General features: G+C 54.3%; 15 protein-coding genes and 1 other RNA gene. 7 read left to right on the forward strand and 9 right to left on the reverse strand.

Annotation, left to right across the window (positions count from 1 at the left end; translation table 11 throughout):
* Window position 1: 1 nt before the first annotated feature.
* Both AC0VXT_RS15370 and AC0VXT_RS15375 read right to left on the reverse strand, forming a co-directional pair.
* Window positions 2–514 carry a TRAP transporter small permease gene (locus AC0VXT_RS15370; protein ID WP_475546116.1) on the reverse strand — a complete coding sequence of 171 codons (513 nt, stop codon included), beginning with the start codon at window positions 512–514 and terminating at the stop codon, window positions 2–4.
* A 665-nt stretch (window positions 515–1,179) separates the two neighbouring features.
* Window positions 1,180–2,154, reverse strand: a complete 975-nt coding sequence (locus AC0VXT_RS15375) for a TRAP transporter substrate-binding protein (protein ID WP_022732932.1) — start codon at window positions 2,152–2,154, stop codon at window positions 1,180–1,182.
* 255 nt (window positions 2,155–2,409) lie between these two features.
* On the opposite strand from AC0VXT_RS15375, the gene AC0VXT_RS15380 reads away from it, so the two are divergent.
* Entirely contained in the window at window positions 2,410–3,159 is a 750-nt protein-coding gene (locus AC0VXT_RS15380; RefSeq protein ID WP_475546117.1) for an SDR family oxidoreductase, read from the forward strand.
* A 73-nt stretch (window positions 3,160–3,232) separates the two neighbouring features.
* Here AC0VXT_RS15380 and AC0VXT_RS15385 read toward each other — a convergent pair whose 3' ends face one another.
* Both AC0VXT_RS15385 and AC0VXT_RS15390 read right to left on the reverse strand, forming a co-directional pair.
* Window positions 3,233–3,742 (reverse strand): winged helix DNA-binding protein, encoded by a 510-nt coding sequence (locus AC0VXT_RS15385; protein ID WP_101299631.1) that lies wholly within the window; start codon window positions 3,740–3,742, stop codon window positions 3,233–3,235.
* 376 nt (window positions 3,743–4,118) lie between these two features.
* On the reverse strand, window positions 4,119–6,113 hold the full coding sequence (locus AC0VXT_RS15390) for a methyl-accepting chemotaxis protein (protein WP_475546118.1): 1,995 nt from the start codon (window positions 6,111–6,113) through the stop codon (window positions 4,119–4,121).
* A gap of 462 nt (window positions 6,114–6,575) precedes the next feature.
* Here AC0VXT_RS15390 and AC0VXT_RS15395 point away from each other — a divergent pair, with 462 nt between their 5' ends.
* The 5 genes from AC0VXT_RS15395 (at window position 6,576) to AC0VXT_RS15415 (ending at window position 11,197) form a co-directional block, all read left to right on the forward strand.
* On the forward strand, window positions 6,576–6,752 hold the full coding sequence (locus AC0VXT_RS15395; protein ID WP_475546119.1) for a hypothetical protein: 177 nt from the start codon (window positions 6,576–6,578) through the stop codon (window positions 6,750–6,752).
* Complete coding sequence (locus AC0VXT_RS15400; RefSeq protein WP_475546120.1) at window positions 6,715–7,425, forward strand: TerB family tellurite resistance protein; 711 nt, start codon at window positions 6,715–6,717, stop codon at window positions 7,423–7,425. The genes AC0VXT_RS15395 and AC0VXT_RS15400 overlap by 38 nt, the downstream gene beginning before the upstream one ends.
* A gap of 116 nt (window positions 7,426–7,541) precedes the next feature.
* Window positions 7,542–9,368: an ATP-binding cassette domain-containing protein gene (locus tag AC0VXT_RS15405; RefSeq protein WP_276652507.1), complete on the forward strand. Its 1,827-nt coding sequence runs from the start codon at window positions 7,542–7,544 to the stop codon at window positions 9,366–9,368.
* Window positions 9,369–9,574: 206 nt separating this feature from the next.
* On the forward strand, window positions 9,575–10,465 hold the full coding sequence (locus tag AC0VXT_RS15410) for a DMT family transporter (RefSeq protein WP_277278032.1): 891 nt from the start codon (window positions 9,575–9,577) through the stop codon (window positions 10,463–10,465).
* Window positions 10,466–10,486: 21 nt separating this feature from the next.
* The gene (locus AC0VXT_RS15415) at window positions 10,487–11,197 is read left to right on the forward strand and encodes an N-acetylmuramoyl-L-alanine amidase (protein WP_475546121.1); all 711 of its coding nucleotides are present in this window, start codon (window positions 10,487–10,489) and stop codon (window positions 11,195–11,197) included.
* A 49-nt stretch (window positions 11,198–11,246) separates the two neighbouring features.
* Here AC0VXT_RS15415 and AC0VXT_RS15420 read toward each other — a convergent pair whose 3' ends face one another.
* Window positions 11,247–12,056, reverse strand: coding sequence for a substrate-binding periplasmic protein (locus AC0VXT_RS15420; RefSeq protein WP_475546122.1), 810 nt, complete (start codon window positions 12,054–12,056; stop codon window positions 11,247–11,249).
* A gap of 196 nt (window positions 12,057–12,252) precedes the next feature.
* On the opposite strand from AC0VXT_RS15420, the gene rnpB reads away from it, so the two are divergent.
* An RNA gene (rnpB, locus tag AC0VXT_RS15425) (RNase P RNA component class A) lies at window positions 12,253–12,648 on the forward strand.
* 87 nt (window positions 12,649–12,735) lie between these two features.
* Here rnpB and AC0VXT_RS15430 read toward each other — a convergent pair.
* From AC0VXT_RS15430 to AC0VXT_RS15445, 4 genes are all read right to left on the reverse strand, one after another.
* Window positions 12,736–13,356: a pyridoxamine 5'-phosphate oxidase family protein gene (locus tag AC0VXT_RS15430; protein WP_475546123.1), complete on the reverse strand. Its 621-nt coding sequence runs from the start codon at window positions 13,354–13,356 to the stop codon at window positions 12,736–12,738.
* A 65-nt stretch (window positions 13,357–13,421) separates the two neighbouring features.
* Window positions 13,422–13,970, reverse strand: coding sequence for a cysteine hydrolase family protein (locus tag AC0VXT_RS15435; RefSeq protein ID WP_475546124.1), 549 nt, complete (start codon window positions 13,968–13,970; stop codon window positions 13,422–13,424).
* Between the two features lie 98 nt (window positions 13,971–14,068).
* Complete coding sequence (gene corA / locus AC0VXT_RS15440; RefSeq protein ID WP_475546125.1) at window positions 14,069–15,172, reverse strand: magnesium/cobalt transporter CorA; 1,104 nt, start codon at window positions 15,170–15,172, stop codon at window positions 14,069–14,071.
* 165 nt (window positions 15,173–15,337) lie between these two features.
* Window positions 15,338–16,078, reverse strand: coding sequence for an EF-hand domain-containing protein (locus AC0VXT_RS15445; protein ID WP_475546126.1), 741 nt, complete (start codon window positions 16,076–16,078; stop codon window positions 15,338–15,340).
* Window positions 16,079–16,080: the final 2 nt, after the last annotated feature.

Below are 16,080 nucleotides of genomic sequence, written 5' to 3' on the forward strand. Positions count from 1 at the left end.
CCTATTCGTTCAGCTCAACGGCTTCGCCACGGGCGAAGGCCGGCGCGCGACCACACACGGTATCAACCAGTGCTTCGATCATTGCGATGGTGAAAACAATCAACCCAAAGGCCATGGCGGCCTGCGGTATCCACAACGGGAACGCCAGCACCCCTGGCGAGGTATCGCCGTATGAGTAGCTTTCCTCGGCCAAAACGCTCACCCACCATGCGAAATATCCGCCAAGGAAGGACGCCGCGCACAGCGTGATGGTTTCCATCACGCGGCGAACCCCACCGGTCAGATGCGACAGCACGATTTGAACCCGGATATGTGTCCCGGCCCGGAATGCCGGGCCAAGGGCCAAAAACGTCCCCGCCGCAAGCGCAAAACCGGCCATTTCATTGGCATCATGCACCGCAATGCCAAGCACACGGCCAATCGACTGGGCCAAAATCAAAAGTGCGATGGCAATCAGGAAAAAGGCTGCCAGCCCGGCACTGAATTTGAATAAATAATTTAGAGCCTGTCTCATTTTATCTGCTCCATTTTGTTTGTTTTTGGCGTGCCGCTTGGCAAGGCACAGCGTGCAGAGCGATGCGGCGCATCGGTCAAACGGTGTAGCGAAGCTAAACGCCGCCAAAAGCAAACCCTTCGGACCGAGAGATCCCTCTGCCCCGCCGCGTCAAGCACCTTGACCGTAGCGCCGCATCGCTCTGCGGCCCTTTCCTTGCCGGACAGAGGAATCTCTCCGGCAAAATGGGGCAGATAAAATGTGTCAGGCTCTGATAATCTACGCACAGCAGTCCCCTTTCCGCCCGCGGGTTATCGCGATGGTGGTTTGCTCTCTACACGGACAGTAACATGAGGGTCAGGACCCTTTAATATGTTTGCAATGGTTGATCAGATTTGTGCGGATACGCGGAGCAAGGCAGCAGGAAGATATTTATCTTTCAATGCCTTGCGACAAAGTAGCCCGTGCAAATCCGATCAATCCGAAGGACAACTTCAATATTTGCGAACTCCCGCGTCAAACCTCTTGGCCGGGATGCCAACACGCTCTGCGAGCTTTTCCTTGTATTTCGCAAATATTGAGGTTGCCATGACAATCATATTAAAGGGTCCTGCCCCTGAAATGTGGGGCGTGTCGGGACCGGACAGAACGCTATGCCTGCCCGATCCCGTAAAATAACAAGAACCTTAGTTCTTGAACGCGTCGATGATGGCTTTGCCGTCATCACCGGTTTCTTCGAGCCAATCTGCAACCATGGTTTCGCCTGCTTTGGACAGGCCAGCTTTAAGCTCGTCGCTCGGTGCTGCAACGTTCATGCCGTTTTCTGCCAGGATTTTCTTCTTGGCATCTGCTTCGGCCATGCTCATTTCCCAGCCGCGGGTTTCGGCTTTGGCTGCCGCATCCATAACCGCTTTCTGTGCGGCTTCCGGCAGGGCGTCAAACGACTTGGCATTCACAACAACCATGTTTTTCGGAAGCCATGCCTGAACGTCATAGAAGTTCGACACAAAATCCCATGCCTTGGAATTGGCACCGGTTGATGGCGATGTGATCATTGCCTCGACAATGCCGGTGGCAAAGGCGGTCGGGATTTCCGGCACTTCAACCTGCGTTGCAACCATACCGGTCAGATCAGCAAGCTGGGACGTGGTGGAGTTATAAGCGCGGAATTTAACACCTTCGAGGTCTTCGACCTTGGCAACCGGGTTCGCGGTATAAAGACCCTGTGCTGGCCACGGAACAGCATACAGCACTTTCAGGCCGTCTTTTTCAAGGGCGGCTTCAATGCCCGAACGCGATACTTCCCAAAGTTTCTTGGCATCGTCATAAGACGTCGCCAGGAACGGGATCGCATCAACGGTATAGATCGGGTTTTCATTGGCCAGAAGCGAAATCAGCGTCTCACCAATCGGGATCAGACCGCGCTGAACCGACCGTTTAATATCGGCATGTTTAAACAGCGAACCGCCCGAATGAACGGTAATGGTCAGTTCACCACCGGACGCGTCATTCACGTCTTTGGCAAATTCAATAATGTTCTGGGTGTGGAAAGTCGCATCCGGATACGGCGTTGCCATATCCCATTTTTCAGCAGCCGCCGCCATACCGGCGGACAGTGTCATTGCCGCGATTGCGACAGTCGAAAGTGCCTTTTTAAGCATTGTTCAAGTCTCCCTGTGTGACTGGGAGTCGATACAAAATCGCGCGTATCGAGACTCCGAAGCATCCTCCCGACACATTAATCACATTTTACTGACAAATTGTCAATGTCAATTCATAACAGCCATGCACAAACCGGGAAACTGCGCAGGACATTTTGCCCGCGTCATTCTGCTTAAATCTTCCATCAATCTGATATTTCTGGATTTATTGCCATATGGTAAAATCCAGACCAATCACCAAAAAGGAAAAATCGGATGCAGAATCTTTCAGGGAAATCTGTCTGGATTACAGGTGCTGGCAGCGGTATCGGCGAAGCAATCGCAAAGTCGCTTGCCACGGCGGGCGCGCAGGTCGCCCTGTCTGCACGGCACGAAGAAGCACTTCTCAAGGTCGCAACCGCGATCAAGTCAGATGGCGGAAAGGCCGAAATCCACCCGCTTGATATCAGCAACAGCGATCAGGTCGCGGATGCTGCGCACAACATTCAGGCGTCCATGGGCAAAATCAATGTCCTGATCAATTGTGCCGGGATGAACAGTCCCAAACGACACTGGCGCGACCTCGATATTGGCGACTGGCACCGTATCGTGGCCGTCAATCTCAATGGCGTGGCGAACACGGTTTGCGCAACTTTGCCCGTCATGCGCGCACAAAAAGATGGACTGATCATCAATATTTCTTCCTGGTCGGCGCGGCACGAATTCCCTGCCGCCGGCCCGGCCTATATCGCGTCCAAACGTGGCGTAATCGACCTTTCCCACAGCATAAATCAGGAAGAAATGCACAATAACATCCGCTGCTGCTGCATCAGTCCGGGGGAAGTTGCCACACCGATCCTGAAACAACGGCCGGTGCCCGTCACAGATGAAGAACTCTCTCTCATGTTAAAACCCGACGATCTGGCCGAAATGGTATCCTACGTCGTCGCAGCTCCCATGCGGGTCTGCTTTAACGAGATCGTGATGTCACCAACCTACAATCGAACGCTGTTGCCTCAGCCCTAGGCTCAGGACCCATTAATTTGGCTTCAATGGCTCCTGCCCCTAAATCATACGGGCCAAATCACACAGGCCTGATTTACATCGCACTTGCCGCGCGCGATGCCTGATCATAAACACCGGAAATCGCGCGCAGCGTCTTGGCAACATCGCCCACTTCCTGACTGTTTACGCCAAGACGCTGGAACGTTTCGACAAGGCAGGCTTCGCGCACTTCACGGTATTTCTCGCACATCGCACGGCCATCGGGTGTCGTGCCGTAATGCACTTCCTTGCCACGCTTGTTACCTTCAACAAGGCCAAGCTTGCGCAATTTCTTCAAGGCGTAATTCACCAGATGGCTGTCTTCGACATTGAGCACAAAGCAAACCTCCGACAGGCTTTTTTCGCGTTCGCGTGAATTGACATTATGCAGAACCAGAATATCAAGAACCGACAGATCAGGCATGCCAGCCGCACGCATGCAGCGCACCATCCAGCGATCAAACGCATTGCCCGACAGGATCAGGGCAAACTCAAGTTCGGAAAGTTCAGCAGCACGCTCTGACACCAGATGCGATGATGAAACAATGCGTGGTTTATCAGTCATACGACGTTCCCCTTTTCTCACGCGCAGGTGTTTCGCGGGTGATTTGACACTTATATCTCGTGATATTGTCGTGATTTTATCGTGAAAATGGCGGCAAGGTAAAGCCCAGCCGCCATCTATTACCGACAATTCATCGTTAAAGTGATCGCATACGTTCCAGGAACCCGTCAATCTGCCCCCCGGCAGGCTCTCGCTTTAAGTGCCCAGATTGGTCGCCGATCCATGCACGTCGTTCGCCGCAACATTCGGTTCTGCGACCGAGAAAACGTCTTTGCGACCTGCATTCAAAAAAAGAAGCCCGACATCAAATCGGACTTCTTTTTCCAACAGCATTCCCTGCCATTTAATGTTTGGCGTCAGGACCGAGCATCATGGCCTAACCTGCACGCATCCGTTCAAGGAACTGATCAATACGCGCACTCAAGCCATCGCTTTGCTTGCCAAGATTATCAGCAGACCCGCGCACATCCTGTGCCGCCTCTGTGGTATCCGCAACGGCGGACGATACGCCCTGCATGGCCGATGAAATCTCGCGCGTTGCCGATGCCGCCTGTTCGACATTTTGCGATATCTCGCTGGTGGCGACGGTTTGTTGCTCGACCGCGGCTGCGACAGACGATGCACGTTCGCTGATATCGGAAATCATACGAACAATTTCATCAATCGCCTCAACTGCTGACCCGGTTGCCCGCTGAATATCGCCGATTTGCGCGGTGATATCCTCGGTCGCCTTTGCGGTCTGATTGGCAAGGTTCTTGACTTCACTTGCGACGACAGCAAACCCCTTGCCTGCCTCGCCTGCGCGCGCCGCTTCGATGGTGGCATTAAGCGCAAGCAGGTTCGTTTGCCCGGCAATGTCATTGATCATTCCAATGACTTCGCCAATGCGCACGGCCGCCGTATTCAACCCCTGAATATCTTCATTGGTGGTTTGCGCCCGCTCGCTGGCCGAAATGGCCATTTGCGACGTGTCACTGACCTGTCCGGCAATTTCATGAATGGATGCGGAAAGTTCAGTTGCCGCCGTTGCGACAAGTTGCACATTTGACGATGCTTCTTCCGTCCCTGCCGACACGGTTGTCGATTGCTCATCCGCCGTTGTCGCACTGCGCCGCAGGACTTCTGACACGGAATGAAGCTGCTCGACCGCTGTGCCCACTTCACTCATCATCGCGACCACATCATTGTCAAACTCGCGAATATGCTGTTCCTGCGTTGCAATGCGCTGGCGTTGCTGCTCGTCAATTTCCTTTTGCCGGGCTTCAAGTTTTTGCCGCTCCAGCCCGTTCTCACGAAACACAACAACCGCACGGCCCATCTCGCCGATTTCATCCTTACGGTCGGCTTCGCCGAGTTGCAGGTCGAAATCGCTGTTGGCCAAACGGGTCATTTTTGATGTCAGTCCGGCAATCGCACTGACAATCGCGCGCGCCAAGATGAACGACATGACAATCAACACCACCGTCCCGGCGATAAAGATGCCAAAGGTCACCATCACGCCGGTTCGCGCGATGTTTTCGGAACGCGCCTGCATGTCTGCTGCGACCGATCCGATTTCCGTACTGAGCGTTGCAAGAATGGGTTCGACAGCCGCGTAATAGGTGCTGAGCCGACCAAGCAATTCCTCACGCGCCAGCGTCGCATCGGCAAGGGTTTTGAAATTGGAAACATAAGACGCCATCAGCTTTGCAAGCTGGGCTTTCTTATCGTCCTGAATGCTGCCGGCCTTTTTAAGGGATGCGTCAAATTTCTTTTCGAGGCCCTCGACATTCTCGATATGTACAGGGTCCATATTTGCCAGAAAGTCTTTTTCGTTGCCGCGCATTTGCAACAGCTCAATCGACAAATCCTTACTGTCGCTTAAGCCCAGCATCGCTTCAAACTTTGCAACATCGGCCAAGGCACCTTCAACCTCGGATGCGGCACTGCGCATTTCGCCCAGCAAGCCGCTACTGCCGTCCAGACCGATCTGACGCTGCAGGGCGACAACATTGGCAAATTCTGCGACATATTGCTCAAAAGCTGCCCGGGCTTGGTCCACCTCGCCCAGAAGCTCGTCAAGTTCTTCGCGCGCGGCCAGTGTTTCAAGCCCGGCGCGCACATTCCCCGATGACTGCTCATGTGCGGTGATATATTGCTCGTCGCGGCGCAGGACAAAGTCCTTTTCGTGGCGCCGGGCATTCAGAAATGCACGCGAGGTGTTATCGACAATCGACAGATCGGCTGTCGCCGCCTTGGCGATAAGCTGTGCGGACTGGCGCTGCTGATCGGCGATGAATTGCGTAAGACCTACAATCGCAAAGATGACCAACGCGACGATGCTCAGAAGCGAGATCTGATACACCAGCTTCATGCGTGACAATAAAGACATTTCCCACCCCGACTTTCTGTGTTCTAGGGTCAGGACCTATTAATTTGGTTGAAATGGTCAATCAGATTTGTGCGAATACGCGAAGCAAAAGTGCAGGAAGATATATATCTTTCAAGTTTTTGCGACAAAGTAGTCCGTGCAAGTCCGATTGATCCGAAGGACAGTCGTTATATTTGTCAACTCCTGCGTCAAACCCCTTGTTCGGAATGCCGACCCGTTCTGCGGGATTTTCCTTGGGTTTGACAAATATAACGACTGCCATTCCAATCAAATTAATAGGTCCTGACCCTAGTTACTTATTACAATTTTGTTATTAGAACCTATTAGAAACACTCTACTGACGGTAGATCAATTACTACCAAAGTATAGCGTATCAGATACTTTTGAGCTGAACGCATTAGAAAATGCGATTTGACCATTTCTTTCTGCCCGCTCCAAACTATGTTGGGGGAACGCATTCGGATGGCAACGCCTGCTGTCCTGACCCGCCTTTCACATCAGGCATCGCAAACAACAGGACAGAAATCACCCATGAGCATCTGGGGAAAAATTATTGGCGGAACTGCTGGTTTTGCCTTGGGCGGACCGCTTGGCGCGATCCTTGGCGCAACCGCAGGACATGTTGTCGAACAAGATTAAAAACAGCGCGTCCGACCCAAGACTTGGTGGATCAGGCCCCCATTACGGTGGCTATCAAAGCATTCCGGGCGGGCAGGATCCGCGCCAGATCGCCTTTGCCACGGGTGTCATTATCCTTGCTGCCAAAATGGCCAAGGTTGACGGCCATGTCAGCCGCGATGAAATCGATGCCTTTAAACGCGTGTTCAGCATCCCGCCGGGCGAGGCCAAAAATGTCGGGCGTATCTTTGACATGGCAAAGGCCTCGCCGGATGGGTTTGAACCCTATGCGCAGCAAATCGCCACCATGTTCCGCGGCGAACGTGCCCTGCTTGAAGGCATCCTCGAAGCCCTCTATCAGATCGCCATGGCCGATGGGCAATTGCACCCCGCCGAGCAGGCCTACCTTAAAAAGGTCGCCCACATCTTCGGCTTTGCCGATATCGATTTTGACCGCGTACATCAGGCCCATACATCCTCGAACGGACCCGATCCGTATCAACAGTTGGGCTTGGGCCGCGACGCCAGTGACGATGAGCTGAAATCAGCCCATCGCAAACTGTCGCGTGAAAATCATCCCGACACCCTGATGGCCAAGGGCATGCCGCCTGAGTTCATCGAACAGGCCAATGAAAAAATGGCCCGGATCAATGCCGCCTGGGATCAAATTCGCAAAGAACGCGGCATTCGCTGATCATAAAAGCACCCTCTATCGCCCATCCCGCATGATTTCCCTTGCAACGGCACCCTATATGCTGTTTGCAGGGGGCCAATGGACTTATTTTTGACCCCAAGCTTATCGGTTTTCCCATGGCGCCACCGCTGATTAATATTAATGACATTCACCTGACCTTTGGCGGGAATGATCTGTTTTCCGATGTTTCATTTGCCATTGGCGAACGGGATCGGCTGTGCCTTGTCGGGCGAAATGGCGGGGGCAAATCCACCCTGCTTAAAATCATCGCCGGTGAAATCGAAGCTGACGGCGGCGAACGCTTTGTCCAGCCGGGCTGCAAGGTGGCCTACCTTAATCAGGAACCGAAATTTGACGGCTATGACACGGTCGAAGAATTTGTTCTGTCCGCCCTTGATGCCCATGAAGAAGAATATTCCTATCGCTCCGACATGCTCCTCGCATCTGTCAGCATCGATCCGATGGCCGATCCCAAGCAGCTTTCCGGCGGCGAAGGCCGCCGGGCGGCAATTGCGCGCGCACTGATTGCCGACCCACAAGTCTTGCTGCTTGATGAGCCGACCAACCACCTTGATCTGCCAACGATTGAATGGCTCGAAGGCGAGATTAAAAACTTCCGTGGTGCGGTTGTGGTGATTTCGCATGACCGCGCCTTCCTCAATGCGGTGTCAAACGGGGTGTTGTGGCTTGATCGCGGTGTGATGCATCAGGGCAAGCTTAACTTTGCCAAGTTCGAAGAATGGTCCGAGGAAATCTATCGCAAGGAATCCGAGGAACGCGCCAAGCTTGATAAGCTGATCGCCAAGGAAACCGTCTGGTCGGTGCAGGGCATCTCGGCGCGGCGCAAACGCAATCAGGGCCGTCTGCGCCGTCTGTATGATATGCGCGAACAGCGCTCCGCACAGGTTGATCGCATCGGCAATGTGTCGCTTGCCGCTGACACCGGTGGCACATCGGGCAAGGTCGTGATCGAGGCCACTGATATCGCCAAGTCATTTGGCGACCGCGAAATTCTGACCGGTTTCTCCACCCGCATTCTGCGCGGCGACAAGGTCGGGATCATTGGCCCGAATGGGGCGGGTAAAACCACCTTGCTTAAAATGCTGACCGGGCAGCTTGAACCCGACAGCGGCACGATCAAGATCGGCACCAATCTTAATGCATCCTATTTTGATCAAAAACGCGTCGCCCTTGATGACAGCATGACCCTTTGGGATACGCTCTGCGATGTCGGCGGTGATCAGGTCATGGTGCGCGGCAATCCCCGCCATGTCGTCAGCTACCTGCGCGATTTCCTGTTTGATGAAAAGCAGGCCCGAAGCCCGGTCGGCGCCCTTTCGGGTGGCGAACGCAACCGTTTGCTTCTGGCCAAGCAACTGGCCAAACCGACCAACCTTCTGATCATGGATGAGCCGACCAACGATCTTGATATGGATACGCTCGATCTTCTGCAGGAAATGCTTGATGACTACGAAGGCACGCTTCTGCTGGTCAGCCACGACCGTGACTTCCTTGATCGCGTCGTGACATCCTCCATCGTCATGGAAGGCGATGGTCTGGCGGTTGAATATGCTGGCGGCTATTCCGATTACATCAACCAGCGCAAACTTTCAAATGCCGGACAAGCCCCCACCGAAGACCGCCCTGCGGCAAAAACCGGCAAGAAGGCCTTCACATCGGCGACTGCCCCGGCAAAGCCCAAAGCTGCGGCCAAGCTGAGCTATAAAGATCAGCGCGAATATGACAACCTGCCCGACAAGATGGCAAAGATTGAGGCCGAGATGGCCGAGATTGAAGCCGCCCTGTCAGATGGCAGCCTGTTCACCAAGGACCCCGAAGCCTTCCAGAAGAAGGCCGATCGCCTTGATGCCGCGCGCGCCGAACTCGAAGAGTGCGAAGGCCGCTGGCTGGAACTTGAAATGATGCGTGAAGAACTCGGCTAGGTCCTTACCCTATTGATCTTTTGGCGTGGGCGAAACGTTGCGGACTTTACCCGCAACGACACATACGCCACACTTGAGCCTGCAGTTGAAAACAACTCATTTGTCCTGTGATGCAAAACAGTGGATCAAGGGATAAATCCCGCCGCCAACTTTGGCGGCGGTCACGTGTCACCCGGTCGGCACCCGAACAAGGATCGGGCCAACCCTTGTTGAAAGCCCGCGTCATGCCGTTAAAAGCCACCCTCATGGCCTTGTCCGTCGCCATCATCTGGGGCGTCAACATGCTGACCGTCAAGGGTGCGGTCGGTGAAATCCCGCCTTTCATGCTGACCGCCATTCGCTTTGGCGCTGTTGCGGCCCTGTTGATCCCGTTTGCGCGCATGCCGCGTGGCCGCATGGGGAAACTGGCGATCATTTCGGCGGTTTTTGGCACCTTCCATTTCGGGGTTTTGTTTTATGCCCTGTCGATGATCGATGCCGGACCGGTGGCGATTATCGTTCTTTTGGGCGTGCCGTTTTCATCGATGCTGGCGACCTATTTCTTTAATGACCGGCTGGGCTGGAAACGGCTTTCGGGCATGGCACTGGCCTTTGTCGGGGTCATTATCATGTTCTGGGACCCGACCATGACCGATCTGCAACTGCCATTATTGCTGGTGGTGTTTGCCGCCTTCATGTGGGCGGTTGCCAATGTCATGATCAAAAAACTGGGCGATATTGATACCTTTCAGCTTAATGGCTGGATGGCACTCATGGCCGCGCCGCAATTGTTCTTCCTGTCCCTGATTTTTGAACCGCACGCGTTTCAGGCGGTCATGAACGCAAGCTGGGTCGCATGGGCCAACCTCAGCTTTACCGTGGTGATGTCCTCCATCGTTGCCTATGGCTTCTGGTATCACTTGTTAAAAACTCAGGACGTCAATGTTGTCGTGCCATGGTCGCTTCTGGCCCCGGTGATCAGTGTTTTTGGATCGTTCATCGTCTTTGGCGAAGCTTTTTCCGTGCTGAAAATCATTGGCGGGGCGGTTGTGCTGTGCGGGGTGGGCGTTATCATGCTGCGCAAACCGGTACAGCGCAAAACCCAGGGCATGGATTGATCAGAAACGGGTGATCCGACGATGGCAGGCAACGCAATGACACACATCATCGACCATCCATCGCCCAACTTTGGCGACCGTCCGGACGACAGCCAGATTGACATTCTGGTCCTGCATTACACCGGCATGCAATCTGGTCAAATCGCCCTTGATCGCCTGTGCGATCCGGCGTCATCGGTGTCATGTCATTATCTGATCGAAGAAGACGGGCGGATTTTTCGCCTCGTTGATGAAGACAAACGCGCATGGCATGCCGGGCGCGGTGAATGGCAAAAATGCGTGGATGTAAATTCGCGTTCCATCGGCATTGAAATCGTCAATCCCGGCCATGAATTTGGCTATCGCGCCTTTCCCGACCGTCAAATCGCATCGGTGATTGCGCTGTGTCGCGATATTCTGGGCCGCCACACCATCCCGGCCAGCCGCATCATCGCCCATTCCGACATGGCCCCGGACCGCAAAGAAGACCCCGGCGAGCTGTTCCCATGGGACAAACTGGCCGAACACGGCATCGGATTATGGCCCCAAATGTCGGCTACAATGTCGCCCAAGGCCATCACATCCCCCGACAGCCTTGACCTCCTGCTCGATCAGATCGGCTATGGCGATGGTGACGGGCAAAAACGCCGCATCGCCTTTCAGCGCCACTGGCGTCCATCTGATATTTCCGGGAATGTTGATGACGAATGTGTCGCCATCGCCAAGGCACTGGTCAAAGCCGCGTCGATATAAGGGCCGACCTCAAACCGAGTACCTATCGACGACCCAGCATCCAAAAACACTATTGTTCAATGCTGTTGTTTTCTGCCGCGCCCACCCCGTCAGAATGCTCGATATAGCGCGCATAGCCATTCCGGCTAAAACCAAGGTAGCGGTAGTAAATATTATCCAGCTCGCCGCTTTCAACACCATGCGCCATCGCAAGGTTAAAGTCGCCAAGGATGTCGGCTGTCTCTGCGCCAAGGCTCAGATAAAATTCGGCAATCTCAAGAGCCGGGTGCAAAACCTTGAACTGCATGGCGTCGCGCTGGGCACCAATGTCATAGCGCATCGACGCCAGGTCGGCGAAGACAACATCGACGTGATGGCGGCGCAGCATCTCATACCCTTTGGCATTTTCACCAACTTCCACCGCATGCATATCCGGGTTGTCTGCGATGGCCTTGGGATACTGGTCCCCAATGACCTTAAGCCAGCTTGCACCGTCAAAACTTTCCGGCCCGCGATATTCGCTCGCAAGAAAACTTGATCGCACAACCGCAACCGTTACCCGGCTGGCCAGCGAGTCTGATGATATCTTCAAGTTGGCACTTTTGGCGTGCGCAACATCATCAAGCAAAATGCCATCAACCGCCCCGTACCGCTGGGAAAACTGGCACCGTGCTGTCGGCATCGACACAAATGTCACCTCATGCCCGGCCCGCTCCATGAACGTGCGCACAATATCAACCGACAGGCCCTCGGCACCACCGCGCCCCTCATAGGCATAGGGAACCCATTTGTCGTAACAAATGCGGATTTCCTTTGCCTGTGCGCAGACAGACGTAAACAACAGCGCGACCGCGCCTATGAACCAGAGTGCCCGATGCATGGGTGAATGTGCCAGCCTATAACTATACGAGTGGATGAATTTGAAGACGGCTTTTACACTCTTTAGGATAGCAACGCAAATCTGTCTTTGCATGGCTCCAATGCTTTTTTGCCCGCATTTTTGCGCCCGACAGACAGTCGATTGAGATCACTGCTTTTTCTTGACGAACGACCCCATCTAACCTACATCACCGCAACCAGATGGCTGGATGGCCGCCCTTGCTGTTCGCAGCGGGGGAGGAAAGTCCGGGCTCCACGGAAACACGGTGCCAGATAACGTCTGGCGGGGGCGACCCTAGGGAAAGTGCCACAGAAAGGAAACCACCGAATCGCGCAAGCCATTCGGCAAGGGTGAAAGGGTGCGGTAAGAGCGCACCGGTCCTTCAGCAATGCGGGACGCATGGTAAACCCCACCGGGAGCAAAACCTAATAGGAATGGTCGGCCGGATGCTTCGGCATTGTCGGCAGGTGGGTTTTCGCACCACCATTCGGGTTGGTTGCAGGAGGCGTTCGGCGACGGACGTCCCAGATGAATGGCCATACAGTGCGGCTTGCCGCATGGACAGAACCCGGCTTACAGGCCATCTGGTCTTATTTTTTTATCCACCAATACAACAAAGGCGATGACATCCCGTCATCGCCTTGCACTAAAATTCATAAGTAACGCCAAACCGCTCAGCTTATCCGCGCTCGGCAATCGATGCGGCGAAATACTTATCGGCTTCTTCCTGTGTCCCGACCTCGAAATTCGCCGCGGTCTGATCCTTGATCATTTTGCCAAGGGTCGGCAACGTCTTGCGGTCGATCTGGGCATTGGCATCCCACAATTTGGACCGCATCAGCGATTTCGCACAATGCAGGAACGCTTCCTCGACCGTCACCTTGATCACCGTGACCGGCGGCTTTGGCGTATCGGCAAACAGTGCGAGCAATTCCGGATCGGTACGGATTTCAGCAACGCCATTTACCCGCAATGTCTCATTGATGCCCGGCACAAAAAACAGCATCCCGACCTTCGGGTTTTCGACAATATTGGCCAGCGTATCAACCCGGTTATTGCCCGGACGGTCGGGCATCAGGATGGTATTGTCATCAAGAACCTTGATAAAGCCCGGACCATCACCGCGCGGGCTGACATCCGCATCCCCGTTCGAATCTGCCGATGAAATCACGGCAAAAGGTGCCAGATCGATGAAATGCTTGCAGTGTGGATCAAGTGCGGAAAGGCATTTTGAAACGGCAACTTCAAGGGGGGCGCCATAGATGGCACGCAGCTTTTCTTGGGTATCAATTTTGGTCATGGGGGCACCTTTTGCGGAAATCAGGGGGCAAATTGCGTCAGCTGCAAACGCAAGTCAATTGCCGATCACCTGGCAATGATCTGTGCGACTGTTTTGACCGCGGCAAATTCACCATTAAGGCTGGCCAGCGCCACGTCATGCACCACATCTGCGCCAAACACACGCCCATCTGGCAATTGGCGGTCAAAGGTCGCACAGGCATCTGCGGCAATCGTTGCGTCAAAGCCAAGATTGCCCGCCATGCGGGTTGTCGTATTCACACAATGGTCTGTCGTAATGCCGCACAGAACCAGTTTTGAAATGCCCTCTGCACGCAAATCCGCCTCAAGCGCTGTCCCGATAAAGGCCGAATTGACATTCTTGCCATAGACCGGCTCGCCCGCAATCGGGGCGACAATACCCTTGATCGCATTGCCCGCATGGGATGGATGCAGGCGCGATTGCGGCACGGTCGAGTCATGTTTGACATGAATAACCGGCAATCCGGCGTTGCGCCAATGGCTCAGAAGCTTTGCCCCATTGGTTTCCGCATCCGGGTTATTGCGGTTTCCCCAATAGGCAAGGTCATCAAACCCCTGTTGCCAATCAATCATAATCAGGGCGATCTTCGACATATCCATAGCTCCGCGATATCAGGTGACAAGGTCGCGCAATCTAGCAACAAATCATCTGGCGCAAAGGACAATCACCCCACCTTTCTTGCCAAAATTGATCAGAGCCAGCCCTTCCGCTTGAAATACCAAAGCGGCAGTACCGCCGACAGAACCATCAAACCAATCGCCACCGGATAGCCAAATTGCCAGTCAAGTTCGGGCATGACCTCGAAATTCATGCCGTAGATGCTCGCAATCAGGGTCGGCGGCAAAAAGGCCGCCGCTGCGACCGAGAAAATCTTGATGATGTTGTTTTGCTCAAGACTGATCATGCCCAGCGTCGCATCCAGCAGGAAGGTCACCTTGTTGGCGATGAAATTGGCGTGCTCGGTAATCGACACGATATCGCGCGAAATGATCTTAAGCCGCGCCTTGGCATCCTTTTTAAGCCGCGCCTGTGTTGACAGGAACAAGCCAAGTCGATGCAGGTTCAACAAACTGTCTTTGGCCTTACCCGACAGGTTGCCTGCCCGCCCGATCTGACGCAGGGTGTCCTGATGTCCCTGATCTGATTTCCGGTCTTCAGGACTGGCAAAAACCTGATTGGACAGCCCCTCAAGATCGGTTGCTGTCTGTTCCATAACATCGGCCAATCGATCCACAATCTGTTCAAGCAACCCGAAAAGAACCGCATCCGCACTACTGGCAAGCGAAGGGCTGCGGTTGACCCGCCGGATAAAGGTTTTGAACGGCACCGGGTCGGCATAGCGCAGGGTGATCAGGGTTTTCTTGACCAGAATGAACGTCACAACCGCTGTTTGCGGTGCGTCCGATGCCGCCCGGTTCAACACCGATACCGTCATGAACAACGCGCCCTCTTCGTCGTACAGCCGCGATGACAGCTCAATTTCCTGCATTTCTTCGCGGGTCGGCACTTCGATGCCAAACCGTTTTTCAATATCCTGAATTTCTTCGTTGGTCGGCGACAGAAGGTCCACCCAGACGGGCGTCCGTGGTGCCTTTGACTGCGGTGGTTTGCTCGATGGTGTCGTCGTTGCGTCATCGCCTGAAACACTCAAAGCACCGGGTACCTTCGCAACACCCGCTTCTGTCGCAGCATCGTCAGATGAGCCACCATGCGTTTCTGTAACGGTCGCATTTTCGCTACCGCCGCCCTCATCGGGTGTCGTACGTGCGGGGGCGAAAAATTCGTTGCTGTCCATGGCCTCTCTCCGTCAGCACTGGCCTGTCGTTTGATCAGGGCCAGATTATCGGGCTAATTCTGGTCAGTTTTTTGGTATCGGCATCTGATATACACCCGGCCATCAAAACCGGGAAACAACCTGTTGGGGCGTGAAACTTCCGTGACTCCGCCCGATAATATCGATCTAGAACGGCAACACCGTCTGGAATGTAAACGGATCAACATCGGGTTCGGTTCCGCGTTTGTCATCAAACGCACTTTTGGCTTGGGCAAGGAACTCATCCTTGCTGATCATACTGTCCTTATCGGTATCATATTGCGCGAACAATAATTCCAGACGACGGCTTTCTGTCCGAAGCCGCTGCCGGTTGGCCTCGGACGATCCGGGCAGTTGTTCCACGGCGGAAAATTCCCGCACCACCAGCACACTATCACCGTTGATATCGCGCCGCCGAAACATCCAGCTGGCATAGGATGCGGCTTCTTCCGCGCCAATGCGACCATCCTGATCAATATCAACCGGGTGGAATTGTTCGCGGTACAGCTTGACCTGTTCTGGGATTCCTTGCGCCACCACGCCGGTCCCGCCATTTTTTTCGGCCAGTGCCTTGGCAATCGCCTCATTCAGGCCGGGAACATTGGCCCCGGTGCCCGGAATGCCGGTCATTCCTGCACCATCACCCGCGCCCGCACCATCAAGACCCGACAGACCGGACAACCCGCCTAGTCTCCCCATGCCAAATCGCGACATCAGTTCAGGGTTATTTTGCAGTTGCTTCATAATCAACGGCAGAAGCTCACGCATTTGCGGCGATGTCACCTCGGGCGAGGTTGACCCACCCCCGGCCTGATCGAGCGTCAAACCTTGTGCATGAACACCCTGCACATAGGGAACCACGCCGCTTGGCGTGATCGATATCGCCAAAA

It is taken from the genome of Thalassospira sp. Z349TD_5 (genome assembly GCF_056173045.1).